21 protein-coding genes are annotated in these 19,302 nt (G+C 67.1%); 9 read left to right on the top strand and 12 right to left on the bottom strand.

What is annotated here, in order from left to right; genetic code table 11:
• Window positions 1-54 precede the first annotated feature (54 nt).
• The 6 genes from J3476_RS03700 to J3476_RS03675 are packed head-to-tail and all read right to left on the bottom strand — an operon-like array spanning window position 55 to window position 6,089.
• Window positions 55-1,212: a lipid-transfer protein gene (locus J3476_RS03700; RefSeq protein WP_207065189.1), complete on the bottom strand. Its 1,158-nt coding sequence runs from the start codon at window positions 1,210-1,212 to the stop codon at window positions 55-57.
• The gene (locus J3476_RS03695) at window positions 1,212-1,658 is read right to left on the bottom strand and encodes a MaoC family dehydratase (protein WP_207065188.1); all 447 of its coding nucleotides are present in this window, start codon (window positions 1,656-1,658) and stop codon (window positions 1,212-1,214) included. The genes J3476_RS03700 and J3476_RS03695 overlap by 1 nt, the downstream gene beginning before the upstream one ends.
• A complete protein-coding gene (locus J3476_RS03690; RefSeq protein WP_207065187.1) occupies window positions 1,655-2,629 on the bottom strand; it encodes a bifunctional MaoC family dehydratase N-terminal/OB-fold nucleic acid binding domain-containing protein in 975 nt (324 codons plus the stop codon). Before J3476_RS03690 ends, J3476_RS03695 begins: the two co-directional genes overlap by 4 nt.
• Window positions 2,626-3,789 (bottom strand): acyl-CoA dehydrogenase FadE29, encoded by a 1,164-nt coding sequence (gene fadE29, locus J3476_RS03685; RefSeq protein WP_207065186.1) that lies wholly within the window; start codon window positions 3,787-3,789, stop codon window positions 2,626-2,628. The genes J3476_RS03690 and fadE29 overlap by 4 nt, the downstream gene beginning before the upstream one ends.
• Window positions 3,789-4,790, bottom strand: a complete 1,002-nt coding sequence (locus J3476_RS03680; RefSeq protein ID WP_207065185.1) for an acyl-CoA dehydrogenase family protein — start codon at window positions 4,788-4,790, stop codon at window positions 3,789-3,791. Before J3476_RS03680 ends, fadE29 begins: the two co-directional genes overlap by 1 nt.
• A 39-nt stretch (window positions 4,791-4,829) precedes the next feature.
• The gene (locus tag J3476_RS03675) at window positions 4,830-6,089 is read right to left on the bottom strand and encodes a cytochrome P450 (RefSeq protein ID WP_207065184.1); all 1,260 of its coding nucleotides are present in this window, start codon (window positions 6,087-6,089) and stop codon (window positions 4,830-4,832) included.
• Window positions 6,090-6,211: 122 nt separating this feature from the next.
• Here J3476_RS03675 and J3476_RS03670 point away from each other — a divergent pair, with 122 nt between their 5' ends.
• From J3476_RS03670 to J3476_RS03655, 4 genes are all read left to right on the top strand, one after another.
• Window positions 6,212-7,375, top strand: a complete 1,164-nt coding sequence (locus J3476_RS03670) for a steroid 3-ketoacyl-CoA thiolase (protein ID WP_207065183.1) — start codon at window positions 6,212-6,214, stop codon at window positions 7,373-7,375.
• 8 nt (window positions 7,376-7,383) lie between these two features.
• The gene (locus tag J3476_RS03665) at window positions 7,384-7,767 is read left to right on the top strand and encodes a hypothetical protein (RefSeq protein ID WP_373889016.1); all 384 of its coding nucleotides are present in this window, start codon (window positions 7,384-7,386) and stop codon (window positions 7,765-7,767) included.
• Window positions 7,768-7,834: 67 nt separating this feature from the next.
• Window positions 7,835-8,254 (top strand): nitroreductase family deazaflavin-dependent oxidoreductase, encoded by a 420-nt coding sequence (locus J3476_RS03660; protein WP_207065235.1) that lies wholly within the window; start codon window positions 7,835-7,837, stop codon window positions 8,252-8,254.
• Window positions 8,255-8,279: 25 nt separating this feature from the next.
• A complete protein-coding gene (locus J3476_RS03655; RefSeq protein WP_207065181.1) occupies window positions 8,280-9,023 on the top strand; it encodes a hypothetical protein in 744 nt (247 codons plus the stop codon).
• A 6-nt stretch (window positions 9,024-9,029) separates the two neighbouring features.
• Here the strand turns inward: J3476_RS03655 and J3476_RS03650 are convergent, their stop codons facing one another.
• Together J3476_RS03650 and J3476_RS03645 are read right to left on the bottom strand one after the other, a co-directional pair.
• Window positions 9,030-9,935, bottom strand: a complete 906-nt coding sequence (locus J3476_RS03650; protein WP_207065180.1) for an SDR family oxidoreductase — start codon at window positions 9,933-9,935, stop codon at window positions 9,030-9,032.
• A 15-nt stretch (window positions 9,936-9,950) separates the two neighbouring features.
• Window positions 9,951-10,733 carry an SDR family oxidoreductase gene (locus J3476_RS03645; RefSeq protein ID WP_207065179.1) on the bottom strand — a complete coding sequence of 261 codons (783 nt, stop codon included), beginning with the start codon at window positions 10,731-10,733 and terminating at the stop codon, window positions 9,951-9,953.
• Between the two features lie 64 nt (window positions 10,734-10,797).
• Between J3476_RS03645 and echA20 the strand changes: the two genes are divergently transcribed.
• From echA20 to J3476_RS03620, 5 genes are all read left to right on the top strand, one after another.
• A complete protein-coding gene (gene echA20 / locus J3476_RS03640) occupies window positions 10,798-11,556 on the top strand; it encodes a (7aS)-7a-methyl-1,5-dioxo-2,3,5,6,7,7a-hexahydro-1H-indene-carboxyl-CoA hydrolase (RefSeq protein WP_207065178.1) in 759 nt (252 codons plus the stop codon).
• A 58-nt stretch (window positions 11,557-11,614) separates the two neighbouring features.
• Window positions 11,615-12,505: a cholesterol ring-cleaving hydrolase subunit IpdA gene (gene ipdA, locus J3476_RS03635; protein ID WP_207065177.1), complete on the top strand. Its 891-nt coding sequence runs from the start codon at window positions 11,615-11,617 to the stop codon at window positions 12,503-12,505.
• On the top strand, window positions 12,505-13,251 hold the full coding sequence (gene ipdB, locus J3476_RS03630; protein ID WP_173012116.1) for a cholesterol ring-cleaving hydrolase subunit IpdB: 747 nt from the start codon (window positions 12,505-12,507) through the stop codon (window positions 13,249-13,251). Before ipdA ends, ipdB begins: the two co-directional genes overlap by 1 nt.
• Before the next feature lie 28 nt (window positions 13,252-13,279).
• On the top strand, window positions 13,280-14,353 hold the full coding sequence (ipdC, locus tag J3476_RS03625; RefSeq protein ID WP_207065176.1) for a (3aS,4S,5R,7aS)-5-hydroxy-7a-methyl-1-oxo-octahydro-1H-indene-4-carboxyl-CoA dehydrogenase: 1,074 nt from the start codon (window positions 13,280-13,282) through the stop codon (window positions 14,351-14,353).
• A gap of 72 nt (window positions 14,354-14,425) precedes the next feature.
• Window positions 14,426-15,538, top strand: a complete 1,113-nt coding sequence (locus J3476_RS03620; protein ID WP_207065175.1) for an NDMA-dependent alcohol dehydrogenase — start codon at window positions 14,426-14,428, stop codon at window positions 15,536-15,538.
• Window positions 15,539-15,547: 9 nt separating this feature from the next.
• Here the strand turns inward: J3476_RS03620 and fadA6 are convergent, their stop codons facing one another.
• From fadA6 to ipdE1, 4 genes are read right to left on the bottom strand one after another with little or no spacing between them, the layout of a single operon-like run.
• A complete protein-coding gene (fadA6, locus tag J3476_RS03615; protein WP_207065174.1) occupies window positions 15,548-16,705 on the bottom strand; it encodes a steroid 3-ketoacyl-CoA thiolase FadA6 in 1,158 nt (385 codons plus the stop codon).
• Between the two features lie 3 nt (window positions 16,706-16,708).
• Window positions 16,709-17,320 (bottom strand): TetR family transcriptional regulator KstR2, encoded by a 612-nt coding sequence (gene kstR2 / locus J3476_RS03610; RefSeq protein WP_152518870.1) that lies wholly within the window; start codon window positions 17,318-17,320, stop codon window positions 16,709-16,711.
• Window positions 17,317-18,108, bottom strand: coding sequence for a (5R,7aS)-5-hydroxy-7a-methyl-1-oxo-2,3,5,6,7,7a-hexahydro-1H-indene-carboxyl-CoA reductase (gene ipdF / locus J3476_RS03605; protein ID WP_207065173.1), 792 nt, complete (start codon window positions 18,106-18,108; stop codon window positions 17,317-17,319). The genes kstR2 and ipdF overlap by 4 nt, the downstream gene beginning before the upstream one ends.
• Entirely contained in the window at window positions 18,105-19,253 is a 1,149-nt protein-coding gene (gene ipdE1, locus J3476_RS03600) for an acyl-CoA dehydrogenase IpdE1 (protein WP_207065172.1), read from the bottom strand. Before ipdE1 ends, ipdF begins: the two co-directional genes overlap by 4 nt.
• Window positions 19,254-19,302: the final 49 nt, after the last annotated feature.

Genomic DNA, 19,302 nt, shown 5'->3' with positions numbered 1-19,302 from the left:
CTAGTTGGCCCCACAGTCCAGACGGGTGAGCCACACCTTCGTGGCGACCCCGGCTCAACCCAGGATCAGGCCGGAGGTGGGCACCCCGGTACCCGCGGTGACCAGAACATGCTCCACGTCCGGTACCGGGTTGACCGACGTGCCTCGCAGCTGACGGACCCCTTCGGCGATGCCGTTCATGCCGTGGATGTAGGCCTCACCGAGCTGCCCGCCGTGGGTGTTGATCGGCAACCTTCCGCCGATCTCGATCGCACCACCGCCGATGAAGTCCTTCGCCTCGCCCTTACCGCAGAAGCCGAGCTCCTCGAGTTGGATCAGCGTGTAGGGCGTGAAGTGGTCGTAGAGGACGGCGGTCTGGATGTCGTTGGGCGACAGACCGCTCTGCTCCCACAGCTGGCGGCCCACCAGGCCCATCTCGGGCAGGCCGAGCTCCTCGCGGTAGTACGAGTACATGGTGAACTGGTCGGCGCCGGCGGCCTGAGCAGCCGCTTCGATGGTCACCGGGCGGTGTTTGAGGTCCTTGGCCCGCTCCGGCGTGGTGACGACGATGGCGACACCACCGTCGGTCTCCTGGCAGCAGTCGAGCAGCCGCAGTGGTTCGGCGATCCACCGCGAGTTCTGGTGGTCCTCGATGGTGATCGGCTTGCCGTAGAAGTGCGCCTTCGGGTTGTTCGCGGCGTGCTTGCGGTCGGCGACCGACACTGCACCGAAATCCGCGCTGGTGGCCCCGTATTCGTGCATGTAGCGCTGCGCGATCATCGCCACCGACGCCGCCGGGGTGCTCAGACCATGCGGGTAGGACCAGCTGTACTCGACGCCGCGCGAATCGGCGTTGACGGTCAGACCCGTCATCACCTGTCCGAACCGGTGTTCCGAGCGCTCGTTGAAGGCCCGATAGGCCACCACCACTTCAGCGACTCCGGTGGCCACGGCCAGCGCCGCCTGCTGGACGGTGGCCGCCGCCGCACCACCGCCGTAACCGATCTGGCTGAAGAACGTCAGATCACCGATTCCGGTGGCCCGCGCCACCGCGGTTTCCAGGTTGGAGTCCATGGTGAAGGTGACCAGCCCGTCGACGTCCGACGGCGCGAGCCCAGCGTCGTCGAGCGCGTCGAGCACCGCCTCGGCCGCCAGGCGAAGCTCGCTGCGGCCGGAGTTCTTGGAGAAGTCGGTCGCGCCGATACCGGCGATCGCGGCCTTGCCGGAGAGCATCAGCGGTCCCCCAGTTCTTGTGATGAGCGCTCGCGCGAAGAACCGAGATCGAGCGTCGCCGTGGCGATGACGTGGTTGCCGAGGCTGTTGGCGCCGACGACCTTCACGGTGGCGACACCGCCGTCGACGGCGGTGACCTCACCGGTGAACGTGATGGTGTCGTAGGCATACCACGGCACCCCCAGGCGCAGCCCGATCGAGGTGATCCGTGCCGCCGGGCCCGCCCAGTCGGTGAGGTAACGCTGCACCAGACCGGTGTCGGTCAGGATGTTGACGAAGATGTCCTTGGAGCCCTTGGCCTGCGCCTTGTCCCGGTCGTGGTGCACGTCCTGGTAGTCGCGGGTCGCGATGGCCGTGGACACGATGAACGTCGGGTCGCCGTAGATCTTGAGTTCGGGCAGGGTGGCGCCCACCTCGAGAACCGGGGCCGCGCCGGGGGCGGTCATCGGGCGGCCTCCCAGGCGTACAGGGTCCACGCGGGGCTGATGTCGCTGTCGGGGAAATCGATATACGTTGCGCGCACCGGCATTCCGATCTGAACTTCGCTGGGGTCGACGCCACGTAGTTCGCCGAGCATCCGCACACCCTCGTCCAGCTCGACGAGGGCGATCACGAAGGGCAGGGTCCGGCCGGGCACCTTCGGCGCGTGATGCACCACATAGCTGTAGACCGTGCCGTTGCCCGAGGAGACGAGATAATCGGACGGCGCCACCCCTTCTTTGTGGTCCTTCCAGACCGCGGGCACCGGCGGATGCTGCAGGGAACCGTCTGGGCGTCGCTGGATCCGCAGCTCATGAGCGTTGACGCCGTCCCAGAAGAACTGGGTGTCCTTCGACGAGGCCGGCCGCATCAGCTTGTCCGGGTCCAGGTCCTCGGGGACGTCCGACTCCGCGTCGGCCCGAGGCTTGAACTTCATGATGCGCCAGTTCATCTCGGCGACGGTCTCGTCGTCGGTCGAACCGTTGGGCACTGTCCAGGTGATGAGCTGGTTGATGAAGAAGCCCTCGCCCAGCGCGGTCTGCTTGGGTCCCACCACATCGGTGATCTCGGCGTGAACGGTGAGTTGCTCACCCGGGGTCAGGTACCGGTGGTAGGTCTGCTCACAGTTGGTCGCCACCACTCCGACATAGCCGGCGTCGTCGAACAGGTTCATCATCTTCGAAAGCGGGTCGTCGTCAGCGCGGCCCTGTCCGAGGCCGCCCATCGTCCACACCTGGATCATCGCCGGAGGCGCAACGATCCCGGCGTGCCCAGCCGCCTTGGCAGCCTCCTCGTCGACGTAGATCGGATTCTTGTCGCCGATGGCGTCCACCCAGTGATGGATCATCGGCTGGTTCACCGGATCCCGGCCGGTACGCGGCTCGCTCTTACCGTCCGCCTTGATCGCGTCGATGCCCTGCTGCAGATCGGTGCTCACCGGATCACCCTCGGCACCTTCAGGCCCGAGGCGGAGATCATCTCCCGCATCACTTCGTTGACGCCGCCACCGAAGGTGATGACCAGATTGCGTTTGGTCATCTTGTCCAGCCAGTCGAGCAGTTCGGCGGTCTCGGTGTCGGCCGGGTTCCCGTAACCTCCGACGATCTCCTCGGCGAGCCGGCCCACTTCCTGGATCCGTTCGGTGGAAAAGACTTTGGTGGCCGCGGCGTCGGCCACGGCGATGGTCTCTCCGGAGGCGGCCACCTGCCAGTTCAGCAGTTCGTTGACCCGCCAGATCGCCTTGATCTGCGCCAGCAGGCGTTGCACCGCGGGCTGGTCGATCGGGGTCACCCCATCAGAACCTGGCTTCGAGGCCCACGTGTGCACCTGGTCGTAGATGCCGGCGATGCGTCCGGCCGGCCCCAGTCCGACCCGCTCATGGTTGAGCTGGGTGGTGATCAGCTTCCAGCCGCCGTTCTCCTCACCGACCAGCATGTCGGCGGGCACCCGCACGTCGTTGTAGTAGGAGGCGTTGGTGTGGTGCGCCCCGTCCGACAGGATGATCGGCGTCCAGGAATAACCCGGATCCTTGGTGTCGACGATGAGGATCGAGATGCCCTTGTGTTTCGGCGCATCCGGGTCGGTGCGGCACGCCAGCCAGATGTAGTCGGCGTCGTGGGCGCCCGTGGTCCACATCTTCTGCCCGTTGACGATGAACTCGTCACCGTGACGAACGGCTGTGGTGCGCAGCGAGGCCAAGTCGGTGCCGGCCTCCGGCTCGGAGTATCCGATCGCGAAATGGATGTCGCCGGAGAGGATCCCGGGGAGGAACTTCTTCTTCTGCTCGTCGGTGCCGTACACCTGCAGCGTGGGTCCCACGGTCTGCAGTGTGACCAGAGGCAGCGGCACGTCGGCGCGGTTGGCCTCGTTGACGAAGATCTGCTGCTCGACCGGGCCGAAGCCCAGCCCGCCGTACTCCTTGGGCCAGCCGACGCCCAGCTTGCCGTCGGAACCCATCCGCTTGATGACCGTGCGGTAGGCCTCGTTGTGGCGGTCGGATTCCATCGCCGCGGCTTCGTCGGGCGTGATGAGCGTCGAAAAGTACTGACGCAGTTCAGCTTGCAGCTGGCGCTGTTCAGGGGTGAGTTCGATGTACATCAGGCTCCCACCAGATCGAGGCGATGCGTCGGACCACCCAGCAGCCGGGTGAGGTCCTTGATGGAGGAGTAGTAGCGGTCCATCGGGTAGGTGATGTCCATTCCCATGCCGCCATGCAGGTGGTGGCACAGCCGCATCGCCGGCGGCGCCTGCGACGTCAGCCAGTACCCGAGGATCGCGAGATCGTCGTCGGCGTCGAGCCCCTCGGACAGCCGCCATGCCACCGAGTCGGCGAGCAACGAGATCGTGCGCGAGGCGATGTACACCTCGGAGAGTTGCGCGGCCACGGTCTGGAAGGTCGACAGCGGCCTGCCGAACTGCTCACGGGTGGCGACGTAGTCGGCCGTCAGCCGCAACGCGCCGGCGACCAGACCGGCCGCAAGCGCTCCGGTGACGGCGAGCACGAGCTGGTTGACCCGCGTCACCGACGCGCCGGCGAGGACATCGGCTCCGTCGACGGCGACGCCGTCGAAGGTGACCACGTACTCGTCGGCGCCGTTGGACGCCGGCGTCTTCGCGGCGGTGACGCCGTCCGCTCCGGCGGGGACGACCACGACGCCGCTGTCGGTGGTGACGAGCAGCCACTCCGCCTGCTGCGCATACCCGACCGCGACCTTGGTGCCGGTGAGCTTGCCGTCAGCCAGCGCGACACCAGGGTGCTCGGGCAGGGCGCGCCCGGGTTCACTCAGCGCCAGCGATAACACCGCCCCCTTGCCCACGCCGGCCAGATAGCGGTCCTGCTGGGCGTCGTCGGCGAGATCCAGCAGCACCGCTGTCGCACCCAGCGTCATCAACGCCGGGCTGACGGTGCCGTGTCTGCCGATCTCGGTCAGCGCCGCCGTGATCTCGGCCAGACCGACGCCGTCACCACCCAGGCGTTCCGGGACGGCCAGTGCGGTGACCCCACCGCTGACCAGCGCGTCCCAGCTGTTGTCGCGACCGAGCACCGACGTCACCACGTCGGCGACCGCCTGCTGCCCTTCGTCTGGACTGAAGTCCACCCGAATCCTCCTTGATCCCGGGAAAGGTCAGTTACCTCGTCAGCTGGTGACCGGACATGTGCCGGTGAAGTCCACCTGCCAGTGCTTGATGCCGTTGAGCCACCCCGACCGTAGCCGCTCGGGCTCGCCGATCGGCTTCAGATCAGGCATGTGGTCGGCGACGGCGTTGAAGATCAGGTTGATCGTCATCCGGGCCAGGTTCGCGCCGATGCAGTAGTGGGCTCCGGTGCCGCCGAATCCGACGTGCGGATTCGGGTCGCGCAGGATGTTGAACGTGTGCGGATCGTCGAAGACCTCTTCGTCGAAGTTGGCCGAGCGGTAGGACATCACCACCCGCTCCCCCTTCTTGATCTGCACACCCGACAACTCGGTGTCCTCCAGCGCGGTGCGCTGGAACGCCGATACCGGGGTGGCCCAGCGGATGATCTCGTCGGCGGTGGTCTCCGGACGGTCCTTCTTGTACAGCTCCCACTGCTGCGGGTTGTTCGCCAGCGCGACCATGCCGTGGGTGATCGAGTTGCGGGTCGTCTCGTTGCCGGCCACTGCCAGCATGATGACGAAGAATCCGAACTCGTCGTCGGAGAGCTTCTCGCCATCGATGTCGGCCTCGATCAGCTTCGTGACGATGTCCTCGGTCGGATTCTTGCTCCGCTCCTCGGCCATCTTCATCGCGTAGGTGATCAACTCGAAGGACGACATGGCCGGGTCGATGTCGGCGTACTCCGGGTCCTCGCCGCCGGTCATCTCGTTGGACCAGCGGAAGAGCTTGTCGCGGTCATCCTGCGGGACGCCGAGCAGTTCGGCGATGGCCTGCAGCGGCAGCTCGCAGGAAACCCGCTCGACGAAGTCGCCCGTGCCCGCGGCCACAGCCTCGCGGGCGATGTTCTGAGCCCGTTCGTTGAGCTCATCCTTCAGGCGGCCGATGGCGCGTGGGGTGAAACCACGCGAGATGATCTTGCGCAGCCGCGTGTGCTGCGGCGCGTCCATGTTCAGCAACACGTTCTTCTGCAGGTCGATCGCGTCGCGGGTCATCTCCTGCGGCCACACCGGGATGGCGCCGTCGGGTGAACTGCCGAAGATGTCGCTGCGCTTGGACACCTCCTTGACGTCGGCGTGCTTGGTGACCAGCCAGTAGCCTTTGTCTCCGAAGCCACCCGTGCCACCGGGCACGTCAACCCAGTGGATGGGCTCGGACTTGCGCAGCTCGGCGAGTTCGGCGATGGGCAGGGCTTTGAGGTTGACGTCCGGATCGAGGAAGTCGAAGTCCGACGCGATCGGGCATGAGGACGGTCCTGGCATACGTGCGCACTCCTGTAGTTGCAACGTGTTCTAGTGCCAGTAAAACATGCCTCCACCGCAGATCAAAGGCGTGCGTGCATCGTCGCTTGTCAGAGTAATGAAACGTGTTCTAGCCTGGCGGAATGGGTAACCCTGTCATCGTCGAAGCCACCCGCAGCCCCATCGGCAAGCGCAACGGTTGGTTGTCAGGTCTGCATGCGACCGAATTGCTGGGCGCCGTGCAGAAAGCACTGGTGGAGAAGGCCGGCATCGACGCCGGCGCCGTCGAGCAGGTCATCGGCGGATGTGTCACGCAGTTCGGCGAACAGTCCAACAACATCACCCGGGTGGGATGGCTGGTGGCCGGGCTGCCCGATCACGTCGGCGCGGCCACCGTCGACTGCCAGTGCGGCAGCGGTCAACAGGCCAACGGCTTGATCGCCGGCCTGATCGCCACCGGCGCCATCGACGTCGGCATCGCCTGCGGCATCGAGGCGATGAGCCGGGTCGGTCTCGGCGCCAACGCCGGACCCGACCGCAGCATCATCCGGCCCTCGTCGTGGGACATCGACCTGCCCGACCAGTTCACCGCTGCCGAGCGGATCGCCAAGCGGCGCGGCATCACCCGCGAGGACATCGACCGCTTCGGCCTGGACTCGCAGCGCAAGGCCCAGCAGGCCTGGGCCGAGGGTCGATTCGACCGCGAGATCAGCCCCATCGAGGCCCCAGTGCTCGACGAGAACAAGCAGCCCACCGCCGAGCGGGCGCCGGTCACCCGCGATCAGGGTCTGCGCGACACCACGCTGGAGGGCCTGGCATCGCTGAAGCCGGTCATGGAGGGCGGAATCCACACTGCCGGAACGTCGTCGCAGATCTCCGACGGTGCCGCGGCGGTCCTGTGGATGGACGAGGACAAAGCCAAAGCGCTCGGTCTCAAGCCCCGCGCCCGCATCGTCAGCCAGGCGCTGGTCGGGGCCGAGCCCTACTACCACCTCGACGGCCCCGTGCAGTCGACGACGAAGGTGCTCGAGAAGGCCGGCATGAAGATCGGCGACATCGACATCACCGAGATCAACGAGGCGTTCGCGTCGGTGGTGCTGTCCTGGGCCCGGGTGCACGAGCCCGACATGGACACCGTCAACGTCAACGGTGGCGCCATCGCGCTCGGACATCCGGTGGGCAGCACCGGCAGCCGGCTGATCACCACCGCGCTGCACGAACTCGAGCGCACCGACAAGACCACCGCGCTGATCACGATGTGCGCCGGCGGGGCGCTGTCGACCGGGACGATCATCGAGCGGATCTGAGCGTGCCCGTGATCGCCGACACCGACCGCATCGCGGCGGCACAGGCCTACATCAGCGCCTTGGCCAGCCACGACGCCGACGCCGTACCGTTCGCACCAGGCTGCACCAGGGTGGAGATGGGCCTCAAGACCGGATTTTCCGGAAACCATCTGCGCCGCAGCCTGAATCGAGGACTGCAGTTTCGCGTGATCGAGTCGGTCAGCACTCCCGAGTTCAGCGTCGACGGGGATACCGTGCGGGCTCGATTCGACCTGTCGACCAAACCGTCGCTCGCGGGCCGCAAGGTCGGCGCGCACATCGACGAGACGTTCCTCATTCCCGCCGACGATCCGTCGGGGCGCGCGCAGATCCATCACATCAACGCCTCCATCCGACCGTTTCTGACCAGATAAGGTCTCTGCCGTGGCCACTGCACCCAAGGGCTTGAACTCCAAGCAGACCGGAACCGCCATCAAGTGGATGTCGCGTTTCAACACGTGGATCTACAAGGCGACCGGCGGCCGGCTGGGCTACAGCTGGCGCGGCGGGTCCAACCGGTTCTCCGCTCCGCCGCCGGTGGGCATCCTGACCACGACCGGACGCAAGTCGGGACAGCCCCGGGACAGTCCGCTGCTGTTCCTGCGGGAGGGCAACCGAATCGTTCTCGTCGCCTCGCAGGGCGGTCGGGCGACCAATCCGATGTGGTACCTGAACATCCAGGCCGATCCGCGGGTGAAGTTCCAGATCAAGAACGAAGTGCTCGAGTTGACGGCCCGCGACGCGACCGACTCTGAGCGGGACGAGTACTGGCCCAAGCTGGACGCGATCTACCCCGACTTCGCCAACTACCGTTCCTGGACCGACCGGAAGATCCCGATCATCCTCTGCGATCCGGTCTGAGAACGCGCGCACCTAGACTGGCGTCATGGCGACGCCCACGGAGCAGCGTGAGTTCGATCTGCACTTCTACTTCGACCCGGTGTGCCCGTTCGCATGGATGACCAGCAAGTGGGTGCGGATGGTGGCCGCGCAGCGGGACTATCGGGTCGATTGGCGATTCGTCTCATTGCGAATCCTCAACGCGCACATTGATTACGCGAGTCATTTCCCACCGGAGTACGAGGCCGGACACACTGCGGGTTTGCGGTTGCTGCGGATGATGACGCGGGTGCGTTCCGAGCATGGACGGGCCGCGGTGGGCAGCCTCTACGAAGCGATCGGCGCGCACATCTTCGACACCCGCCACGACGCCGACCCGCTCACGGCGGCTGCGCAGGGGGCCGAGCGGCTCGTTGCCCCGCTACTGGCCGAGGCCGGGCTTCCCGCTGACCTGGTCCGCGCGCTCGACGATGCCACCCTCGACGAGCAGGTGCGCGCCGAGACCGGCGAAGCTCTTTCTCTCACCGGACGCGACGTGGGCACCCCGATCCTGCATTTCCAGCCGCCGGAGGGCACGGCGTTCTTCGGGCCGGTGATCAGCCGCCTCCCCGATCCGGACGACGCGATCACGCTGTGGGACCACGTGATCGGGCTCGCCTCGTTCGCGGGATTCGCCGAACTGAAACGCTCGCTGCGCGAGTTGCCGCAGCTGGCGGGTCTCGGCGTCGACATCGGCGAGGTCGGCAAGCAGGAGGACTGGCACGCCGGAAGCCGCCGGCTGAAGAGGTGACGCCGCTCAGGCGCCGTAGACCGGCACCGGGGGGCGCGCCTTGGCCAGCAGGTCGCTGACCACCGGACCGAGTTCGGCCGGATCCCAGCGGGCGCCCTTGTCGATCTCGGGACCGTGTGCCCATCCTTCGGCGACGCGGATCTTGCCGCCCTCGACCTCGAACACCTTGCCGGTGACGTCGCGCGCCTCGGCGCTGCCGAGCCACACCACCAGCGGGGAGACGTTCTCCGGCGCCATCGCATCGAACTCGGCGTCCTGGGTGGACATCATCTCGGCGAACACCGTTTCGGTCATGCGGGTACGCGCCGACGGGGCGATCGCATTGACCGTCACTCCGTAGCGGCCCATCTCGGCCGCGGCCACCAAGGTCAACGCGGCGATGCCGGCCTTGGATGCGCTGTAGTTGGCCTGCCCGACGCTGCCCTGCAGACCGGCGCCGGAGCTGGTGTTGATGATGCGCGCGTCGACGGTGTCCCCGGCCTTGGACTTCGCCCGCCAGTAGGCACCGGCGTGTTTCATCGTGGCGAAGTGTCCCTTGAGGTGCACCGCGGTGACCGCGTCGAACTCCTCTTCACTGGTGTTGGCGAACATGCGATCCCGCACGATCCCCGCGTTGTTCACCAGGATGTCCAGCCCACCGAAGTTCTCGACGGCGGTCTGGATCAGCCCCTCGGCCTGCGCCCAGTCGGCGACGTTGGCACCGCTGGTGACCGCTTCTCCTCCGGCGGCGACGATTTCGTCCACGACGCCCTGCGCGGCGCTGCCGCCCCCGGCGGGTGATCCGTCGAGGCCCACCCCGATGTCGTTGACCACCACGCGGGCGCCTTCGGCGGCGAAAGCCAGCGCGTGCGCCCGGCCGATCCCGCCACCTGCACCCGTCACGATGACCACGCGGCCGTCAAGCAGTCCCATTGCCAGAGTCTCCTTCTACTTTTTGATGTCGGCGGTGGTGGTCGACAGATAGTGCGGCGGCTCGCCCCCGCCGTGCACCTCGAGCGACGCACCACTGATGTACGACGCCGCGTCGGACGCCAGAAACGCCGTGGCCCAGCCGATGTCGGCCGGTTTGGCGAGCCTGCCCAACGGAACGTTCTGCGAGATCGCCGCGATGGAGTCGGCGTCACCGTAGAACAGGTCGGCCTGTTCGGTCTCGACCATGCCAACGACGACACTGTTGACGCGGACCTTGGGCGCCCACTCGACGGCCAGCGTTGCGGTGATGTTCTCCATGCCGGCCTTGGCCGCACCGTAGGCCACCGTGCCCGGGGTGGGACGCCGGCCGCTGACGCTGCCGATGTTGACGATCGCGCCGCCCGACTCCTGGCCCTGCATGACCTCGTTGGCGTGGGTCGACACCGACAGGGCACCAAGCAGGTTCAGCTCGAGGATCTTGCGGCTGAACTTGGCCGATGCCTCGGCAGCGGGTACGTGCGGTGAGCCGCCGGCGTTGTTGACCACGACGTCGAGGCGGCCGTGATCGGCGACGATCGTGTCGATGAGCGTCTTGACGGCGTCGTCGTCGCGGATGTCGCATGAATGGAAGTCCCACGGCGACCCCTCGACGGGGCGCCGTGCGCAGGTCACGACCGTCGCGCCCTGGCCGGCGAAGACCGCGCTGATGCCGGCACCGACGCCGCGCACACCCCCCGTCACCAGCACGACGCGGCCTTCCAGGCCCAGCTTGACAGCACTGTCGACGGCGTCAGTCACTGTGCTAGCGTACCAAGCAAGTGCTTGCTTAGGTAGCCACCCCAGCAGACCCAGGAGTTCAGCGATGAGCATCGCCACGAAAACCGTGGAGCCGGGCATCGTCTCGGTGACCGTCGACTACCAGCCCGTGAACGCCATCCCGTCGCGCGGCTGGTTCGAACTCGCCGACACGATCACTGCGGCCGGACGCGACCTCAGCACCCATGTCGTCGTGCTGCGCGCCGAGGGGCGCGGTTTCAACGCCGGCGTCGACATCAAGGAGATGCAGAACACCGAGGGTTTCACCGCGCTGATCGACGCCAACCGCGGCTGCTACGAGGCGTTCCGGGCGGTGTACGAATGTGCGGTGCCGGTCGTCGCGGCCGTCAACGGCTTCTGCGTCGGCGGCGGCATCGGCCTGGTCGGCAACGCCGACGTGATCGTCGCCTCGGACGACGCGAAGTTCGGGTTGCCCGAGGTCGAGCGCGGTGCGCTCGGCGCGGCCACCCATCTGTCCCGCCTGGTTCCCCAGCACATGATGCGCCGGCTGTTCTTCACCGCCGCGACCGTGGACGCGGAAACGCTGCGGCATCACGGTTCGGTGCACGAGGTCGTGCCACGTGCCGATCTCGACGAGGCGGCGCTGCGCGTCGCGAGGGACATCGCCGCCAAGGACACCCGGGTGATCCGGGCCGCCAAGGAGGCGCTGAACTTCATCGACGTGCAGCGGGTCAACTCGAGCTACCGGATGGAGCAGGGCTTCACGTTCGAGCTGAACCTCGCCGGCGTCGCAGACGAGCACCGCGACGCGTTCGCGGGGACGTCGAAGAGGGAGAAGGCGTGATTCGGCGGGTAGGAGCGATGGGGCCACGCGCGCAGCGCAGGGGACGACTGGGGAAAATATGAGCGACAAGAGAACCACGATCGACGAGGCCGTCGCCTCCATCGAGAGCGGCATGACCATCGGCATCGGCGGATGGGGTTCACGGCGCAAGCCGATGGCATTCGTGCGGGCACTGCTGCGCACCGACGTGACCGACCTGACCGTGGTCACCTACGGCGGCCCCGACCTCGGCCTGCTGTGCTCGGCAGGCAAGGTCAAACGCGCGTACTACGGCTTCGTGTCGCTGGATTCGCCGCCGTTCTACGATCCGTGGTTCGCCAAGGCGCGCACGTCCGGCACGATCGAAGCCCGCGAGATGGACGAGGGCATGCTGCGCTGCGGGCTGCAGGCCGCCGCCCAACGACTCCCGTTCCTGCCGATCCGGGCCGGTCTCGGCAGCGACGTGCGGACCTTCTGGGGAGATGAACTCAAGACGGTCCGCTCGCCTTACCAGACCGGTTCCGACTACGAGGAACTCATCGCGATGCCGGCGCTGAACCTCGATGCCGCTTTCGTGCACATGAACCTCGGCGATTCGGCCGGCAACGCGGCCTACACCGGCATCGATCCGTACTTCGACGATCTGTTCTTGATGTCGGCGCAGCGTCGCCTGCTGTCGGTGGAGAACGTGGTCAGCACCGAGGAACTGGTCGAATCGGTTCCGCCGCAGGCGCTGCTGATCAACCGGATGATGGTCGACACGGTCGTCGAGGCGCGGGGCGGCGCCCACTTCACCACCGCCGAACCCGACTACCGCCGTGACGAGAAGTTCCAGCGCCACTACGCCGAAGCCGCCGGCAGCGACGAGAGTTGGTCGGCGTTCGTGCAGAGGTTCCTGTCGGGCAGCGAGGCCGACTACCAGGCGGCTGTTCGCGCTTTCGCCGAGGAGCAGAAGGAGGCACAGAAGTGATGTCCGCAACCCGCGCCGAGGTGTGCGCTGTCGCCTGTGCCGAATTGTTCCGTGACGCCGGCGAGATCATGGTCAGCCCGATGACCACCATCGTGTCGGTCGGCGCGCGGCTGGCCCGGCTGACCTTCTCCCCCGACATCCTGCTGACCGACGGCGAGGCGCGGCTCATCGCGGACACCCCCGCCATCGGAGCGTCCGCGGCGATCGAGGGCTGGATGCCCTTCGGGCGGGTGTTCGAGACACTGGCCTGGGGCCGCCGCCATGTGGTGATGGGCGCCAACCAGATCGACCGTTACGGCAACCAGAACCTGTCGGCCTTCGGACCGCTGCAACATCCGACCCGCCAGATGTTCGGGGTCCGGGGCGCACCCGGCAACTCGATCAACCACGCCACCAGCTACTGGGTGGGTAATCACTCCAAGCGGGTTTTCGGTGACTCCGTCGATATCGTGTCCGGAATAGGCTGGGACAAGGTCGATCCCGACAACCCGGCCTACCGCTTCGTCAACGTCTACCGGGTGGTGACCAACCTGGGCGTGTTCGACTTCAACGGCCCGGACCACCAGATGCGTGCGGTGTCGCTGCATCCCGGGGTGACGGCCGAACAGGTCGCCGAGAACACCTCCTTCGACGTGCACGGGCTCGACACCGCCGACACCACCCGGCTTCCCACGGGTGACGAGCAGAAACTGCTGCGCGAGGTCATCGACCCCAAGTCGCTGCGCGACAAAGAGGTTCGGTCATGAGGGCTTGCGCGAGAAACGGAGATCCAGCGTGACGTCGCGGCTGAAGACCCCGCTGACCGAACTGGTCGGCATCGAACATCCGGTCGTGCAGACCGGCATGGGATGGGTGGCCGGTGCTCGGCTGGTGTCAGCGACGTCCAACGCCGGCGGCCTGGGGATCTTGGCGTCGGCGACCATGACCCTCGACGAACTGAAAACCGCTGTCGGCAAGGTCAAGGCCGCGACCGACAAACCGTTCGGCATCAACATCCGTGCCGACGCCGGCGACGCGAACGACCGCGTCGACCTCCTGATCAGCGAAGGAGTCAAAGTCGCCTCCTTCGCCCTGGCTCCCAAGCCGGACCTCATCGCCAAGCTCAAGGATGCCGGCGTCGTCGTCATCCCGTCGGTCGGGCTGGCCAAGCACGCCAAGAAGGTCGCCGGCTGGGGCGCAGACGCCGTCATCGTGCAGGGCGGCGAAGGCGGCGGCCACACCGGACCGATCGCCACGACGTTGCTGCTGCCGTCGGTCCTCGACGCGGTGGCCGACACCGGTATGCCGGTGGTCGCTGCGGGCGGCTTCTTCGACGGCCGGGGACTCGCCGCCGCGTTGTCCTACGGGGCCGCGGGCGTCGCCATGGGCACCCGCTTCCTGTTGACGTCGGACTCGACCGTCCCCGACTCGGTCAAGCAGCGGTATCTCGCGTCCGCACTCGACGGGACAGTGGTCTCGACCAAGGTCGACGGCATGCCCCACCGGGTGTTGCGTACCGGGTTGGTCGAGAAGCTCGAGAGCGGCTCGCCGCTGCGAGGCCTGTCGGCGGCGGTGCTCAATGCCCAGAAGTTCAAGAAGATGTCGAAGATGTCGTGGCGTTCGATGATCAGTGACGGCATGGAGATGCGCCACGGAAAAGACCTGAGCTGGTCGCAGGTGATCATGGCGGCGAACACGCCGATGCTGCTCAAGGCCGGCCTGGTCGAGGGCAACACCGATGCCGGGGTGCTGGCGTCCGGGCAGGTGGCGGGCATGCTCGACGACCTGCCCTCGTGCGCCGAGTTGGTCCCCGCGATCGTGGCCGAGGCTGTCGAGCATCTCCAGAAGGCGTCCGGCTTCATCGCTTGATCCGCGCTGCGGCGAGTCCAGTCGGGGTAAACCCGCCCGCAGCGGACCCGCGTCTTCTTAGACTGCCGAACCATGAAGACCAACGCCGCCATCCTGTGGGAGTACGGGTCCGAGTGGACCGTCGAAGAAATCGACCTCGATCCGCCCGGTGACGGCGAGGTCCTGGTGTCCTGGGAGGCCACCGGCCTGTGCCACTCCGACGAACACATCCGCACCGGTGATCTGCCCGCCCCGCTGCCGCTGATCGGTGGACACGAAGGGGCCGGGATCGTGCGCGAGGTCGGCGCCGGTGTCGTCGGCCTGGCACCCGGCGATCACGTCGTCGCATCCTTCCTGCCGGCCTGCGGCCGCTGCCGGTTCTGCTCCACCGGTCACCAGAACCTGTGCGATCTGGGTGCCCTGATCATGGCGGGCACCCAGGTCGACGGTACCTACCGGCGCCGGGCACGCGGCCAGAACGTGGGAGCGATGGCGTTCGTGGGGACGTTCTCGCAGATGGGTTCCGTCCCCGAAGCGTCGATCGTCAAGATCGACGACGACATCCCGCTGTCACGCGCCTGCCTGCTGGGCTGCGGAGTCACCACAGGGTGGGGTTCGGCGGTCAACACCGCCGACGTGTCCCCCGGCGACACCGTGGTGATCATCGGGTTGGGCGGCATCGGCAGCGGCGCGATCCAGGGGGCCCGGCTGGCCGGAGCCGAGAAGATCGTCGTCGTCGAACCGGTGGAGGCCAAGCGGGAGTTGGCGTTCCGCTTCGGCGCCACCCACTTCGTCACATCGATGGAGGAGGCCACCGCGCTGGTCGCCGACCTGACCCACGGGGTCATGGCCGACTCTGCCATCCTGACCGTCGGCCTGCTGGAAGGCTCGATGCTCGAGGAGGCCGCGAACATCATCCGCAAGGGCGGCGCGGTGGTGATGACAGCGCTGTCCACCATGGCGGACAATCAGCCGACACTGGGCATGATGATGTTCACGCTGTTCCAGAAGCGGCTGCTGGGCAGCCTCTACGGGGAGGCCAACCCCCGCGCCGACATCCCGCGGTTGCTGTCGCTCTACCGCGAGGGCAAGCTGCTACTCGACGAAACCGTCACCCACGAGTACAAACTGGCCGAGGTCAACGAGGGATATCAGGACATGCGGGACGGACGCAACATCCGCGGCGTCATCCTGCACGACCACTGAGGTTCGGGCTCAGAGCCTTTCGATGATCGTGACGTTGGCGGTGCCGCCGCCCTCGCACATCGTCTGCAGGCCGTAGCGGCCACCGATGCGCTCCAGGTTGTTCAGCATCGTCGCGAACAGCTTGGCGCCGGTGGCACCCAACGGGTGTCCGAGCGCGATCGCCCCGCCGCTGGGGTTAACCTTCTCCGGGTCGGCCTTGGTCTCCTTGATCCACGCCTGCACGACGGGAGCGAACGCCTCGTTGATCTCGACGGTGTCGATGTCGTCGATGGTCAGGCCGGCCTTGTCCAGCGCATAGCGGGTGGCCGGGATCGGGCCGGTGAGCATGAAAACCGGGTCGGCGCCGCGCGCACTGATGTGGTGGATGCGGGCACGGGGCGTCAGGCCGTGGTCCTTGACGGCCTGTTCGGACGCCAACAACACGGCGCTGGCGCCGTCGGAGATCTGGCTGGCCATCGCGGCGGTGAGCCGGCCGCCGTCGACCAGCGTCTTCAGGCCGGCCATCTTCTCCAGCGACGTCTCCCGCGGGCCTTCGTCGGTAACGAAGCCGTCGACCGGGATGATCTCGTTCTCGAAGTACCCGGCCCGGATGGCGGCCTGGGCGCGCTGGTGGCTGGTCAGCGCGAACTGCTCCATCTCCTCGCGGGAGATGTCCCACTTCTCGGCGATCATCTCCGCGCCGCGGAACTGGGAGATCTCCTGGTCGCCGTAGCGGTGCAGCCAACTCTTGGATTCGTTTGTCGGGGAGGTGAAACCGAACTGCTCGGCAACGGTCATGGCCGAGCTGATCGGGATCTGGCTCATGTTCTGCATGCCGCCGGCGACGATGAGGTCCGCGGTGCCCGACATGATCGCCTGCGCGCCGAACGAGATGGCCTGCTGGCTGGATCCGCACTGCCGGTCGACGGTCACCCCGGGCACCTCCTCCGGGTACCCGGCCGCGAGCCAGGACAGCCGCGCGATGTTGCCGGCCTGCGGGCCGATGGCGTCGACACAGCCCGCGATGACGTCGTCGACGGCGGCCGGATCGACGTCGACGCGGTCGAACAATCCCCGCCAGCCGGCGGCTCCGAGGTCGACGGGGTGCACCCCGGCCAGGGATCCGTTGCGCTTGCCGATCGCCGTGCGCGCGGCATCGATGACGTACGCCTGAGATGTGACAGCCATTGTTCAGTCTCCTTGTGTCGTGGTGATACCACCGAGAACGATCGAAAGATATTGCTGACCAACCTGTTCGGCGGTCAACGGGCCCCCGGGCTGATACCAGCGGACCGAAACCCAGGTGGTGTCCCGGATGAACCGGTACACCAGGTCGACGTCGACGTCGGGACGGAACAACCCCTGTTCGATGCCCTCGGTCAGCACGTCGACCCACATCTTGCGTTGTTGCCTGTTGCGTTCCTCCACATAGGCAAACCGCGGTTGTGACGACAGCCGTTTGGCCTCGTCCTGGTAGATCACCACCTCGGCATGACGGGTGGCGATCGCCTCGAACGACGCCATGAACAGTCCCTTGAGCCGCTCCAGCGGGTTCGGTTCGGTAGCCACGATCTGCTGGTATCGGTCGAACAGCCAGTCCAGGAAGCCGCGCAGCACCTCGTCGACCATCTCCTCCTTCGAGGAGAAGTGGTGATACAGACTGCCGGACAGAATGCCGGCCGAGTCGGCGATGTCACGCACCGTCGTCGCCCGCAGGCCCCGTTCGGCGAACATCGCCGCGGCGAGACGCAGGAGCTCGTCACGTCGGGTGTTCGCCGGAGCCGCGGGGCGCTGCGCGGTCATGGGTGCTGGCTCGAGACCGAGATCACCTCGCCGGTCAGGTAACTGGAGTAGTCGCTGGCCAAGAACGCGATGGTGGCCGCCACCTCCCACGGCTCGGCGGCCCGGCCGAACGCCTCACCCTGGGCGAGCTGGTCCAGCAGCTCGGAGCTGCTGGTCTTCTCCAGGAACTTGTGCCGGGCGATGCTGGGCGACACCGCGTTGATCCGCACCCCGAACTCGACCGCCTCGACAGCCGCACACCGGGTCAGCGCCATGACCCCCGCCTTGGCCGCCGCATAGTGGGATTGCGAATGCTGTGCCCGCCAACCCAGCACGCTGGCGTTGTTGACGATCACGCCGCCGTGGGGTGCGTCGCGGAAATAGCGCAGCGCAGCGCGGGTGGCCCGCATGACCGAGGTGAGCGTGACGTTGAGAACCCGGTCCCACTCGTCGTCGCTCATGTCGACCACCGGGGTCTGGCCGCCCAGACCGGCATTGTTCACCAGCACGTCCAACCGGCCGGCCTTCTCGACCGTCTGGTTGATCAGCGCGTCGACGGCCTCGGTGGAGGTGACGTCGCAGACGACGGCGTCGACCTTGCCCAGCCCCAGCGCGGCGAGCCCGTCGCGGGTCTCGCCGAGCCGGCGTTCGTGGTAGTCGGAGACCACGACGTCGGCCCCCTCGGCCAGTGCGCGACGGGCCGTCGTCGACCCGATGCCGGTGCCTGCCGCCGCGGTCACCAGCACGACCTTGCCGGTGAGCAGACCGTGGCCGGGGATCTCCTCGGGCGCGATGGACAGGTCGGTCACGGTCGAGCCTCCCGGGGCAGGCCGAGCACGCGCTCGGCGATGATGTTGCGTTGGATTTCGTTGGATCCGCCGTAGATGGTGTCCGATCGCGAGAACAGGTACAGCCGCTGCCATTCGTCGAACTCGCCGTCCGGCAGGGTCAGGCCGGCCATGCCCTGGACGTCCATCGCGATCTCGCCGAGCTCGCGGTGCCAGTTGGCCCACAACAATTTCGACACCGAATCTTGGCCCGGCTGTTCCTCGTCCATCGTCGCCAGCGCATACGAGCGCATCGCACGCAACCCGGCCCACGACCGGGTCAGCCGTTCCCGGATCAGCGGGTCGTCGGCCGCGCCCGTCTTCCTGGCCACCTCGACGAGGTTGGAATGTTCACGGGCGTAACGGATCTGCTGCCCCAGCGTGGAGACACCGCGTTCGAAGGTGAGCGTGCCCATCGCCACCCGCCATCCGTCACCGGGCTCACCGACGACGAGGTCGGCGTCGGTGCGGGCGTCGGTGAAGAAGACTTCGTTGAACTCCGAGTCTCCGGTCAGCTGGATGATCGGGCGGATCTCCACGCCCGGTTGATCCAGCGGGACCAGCAGATACGACAGACCGGCGTGCCGCTTGGAGCCCTTCTCGCTGCGCGCCACCACGAAACACCATTGCGCCCAGTGCGCCAACGAGGTCCAGACCTTCTGGCCGTTGATGCGCCACTGGTCGCCGTCGAGTACGGCGGTGGTTGCGACGTTGGCGAGGTCACTGCCCGCGCCGGGCTCGGAATAGCCCTGTGACCAGAGCTCGGTGACGTCGAGGATCTTCGGCAGGAACCGCTGCTGCTGCTCGGGGGTGCCGTAGGCGATGAGCGTGGGACCGACGAGCTCCTCGCCGAGGTGGTTGACCTTGTCGGGGGCGTTGGCCTTGGCGTATTCCTCGTAGAACGCCACGCGGTGGGCGACCGACAGTCCGCGGCCGCCGTGCTCGGTCGGCCAGCCGAGACAGGTCAACCCCGCAGCGGCCAGATGCCGGTTCCACGCCAGCCGTTCCTCGAATGCCTCGTGCTCGCGACCCGGCCCGCCCAGCCCCTTGAGCGCGGCGTAGTCACCCACCAGATTCTCGGCGAGCCAGTCGCGGACCTCCGACCGGAACTCCTGGACCTCTATCACCCTTGTAGGCTAACCTACCAAGCACTTGCTCGGGTACCCGATCCCCAGA

Origin of the sequence: Mycobacterium sp. PO1 (assembly GCF_017312405.1) — a bacterium.
In the GTDB taxonomy this organism is placed as follows: domain Bacteria; phylum Actinomycetota; class Actinomycetes; order Mycobacteriales; family Mycobacteriaceae; genus Mycobacterium.
Note: the sequence above shows the minus strand (reverse complement) of the source record. Positions and strands in the feature narration are given on the sequence as shown.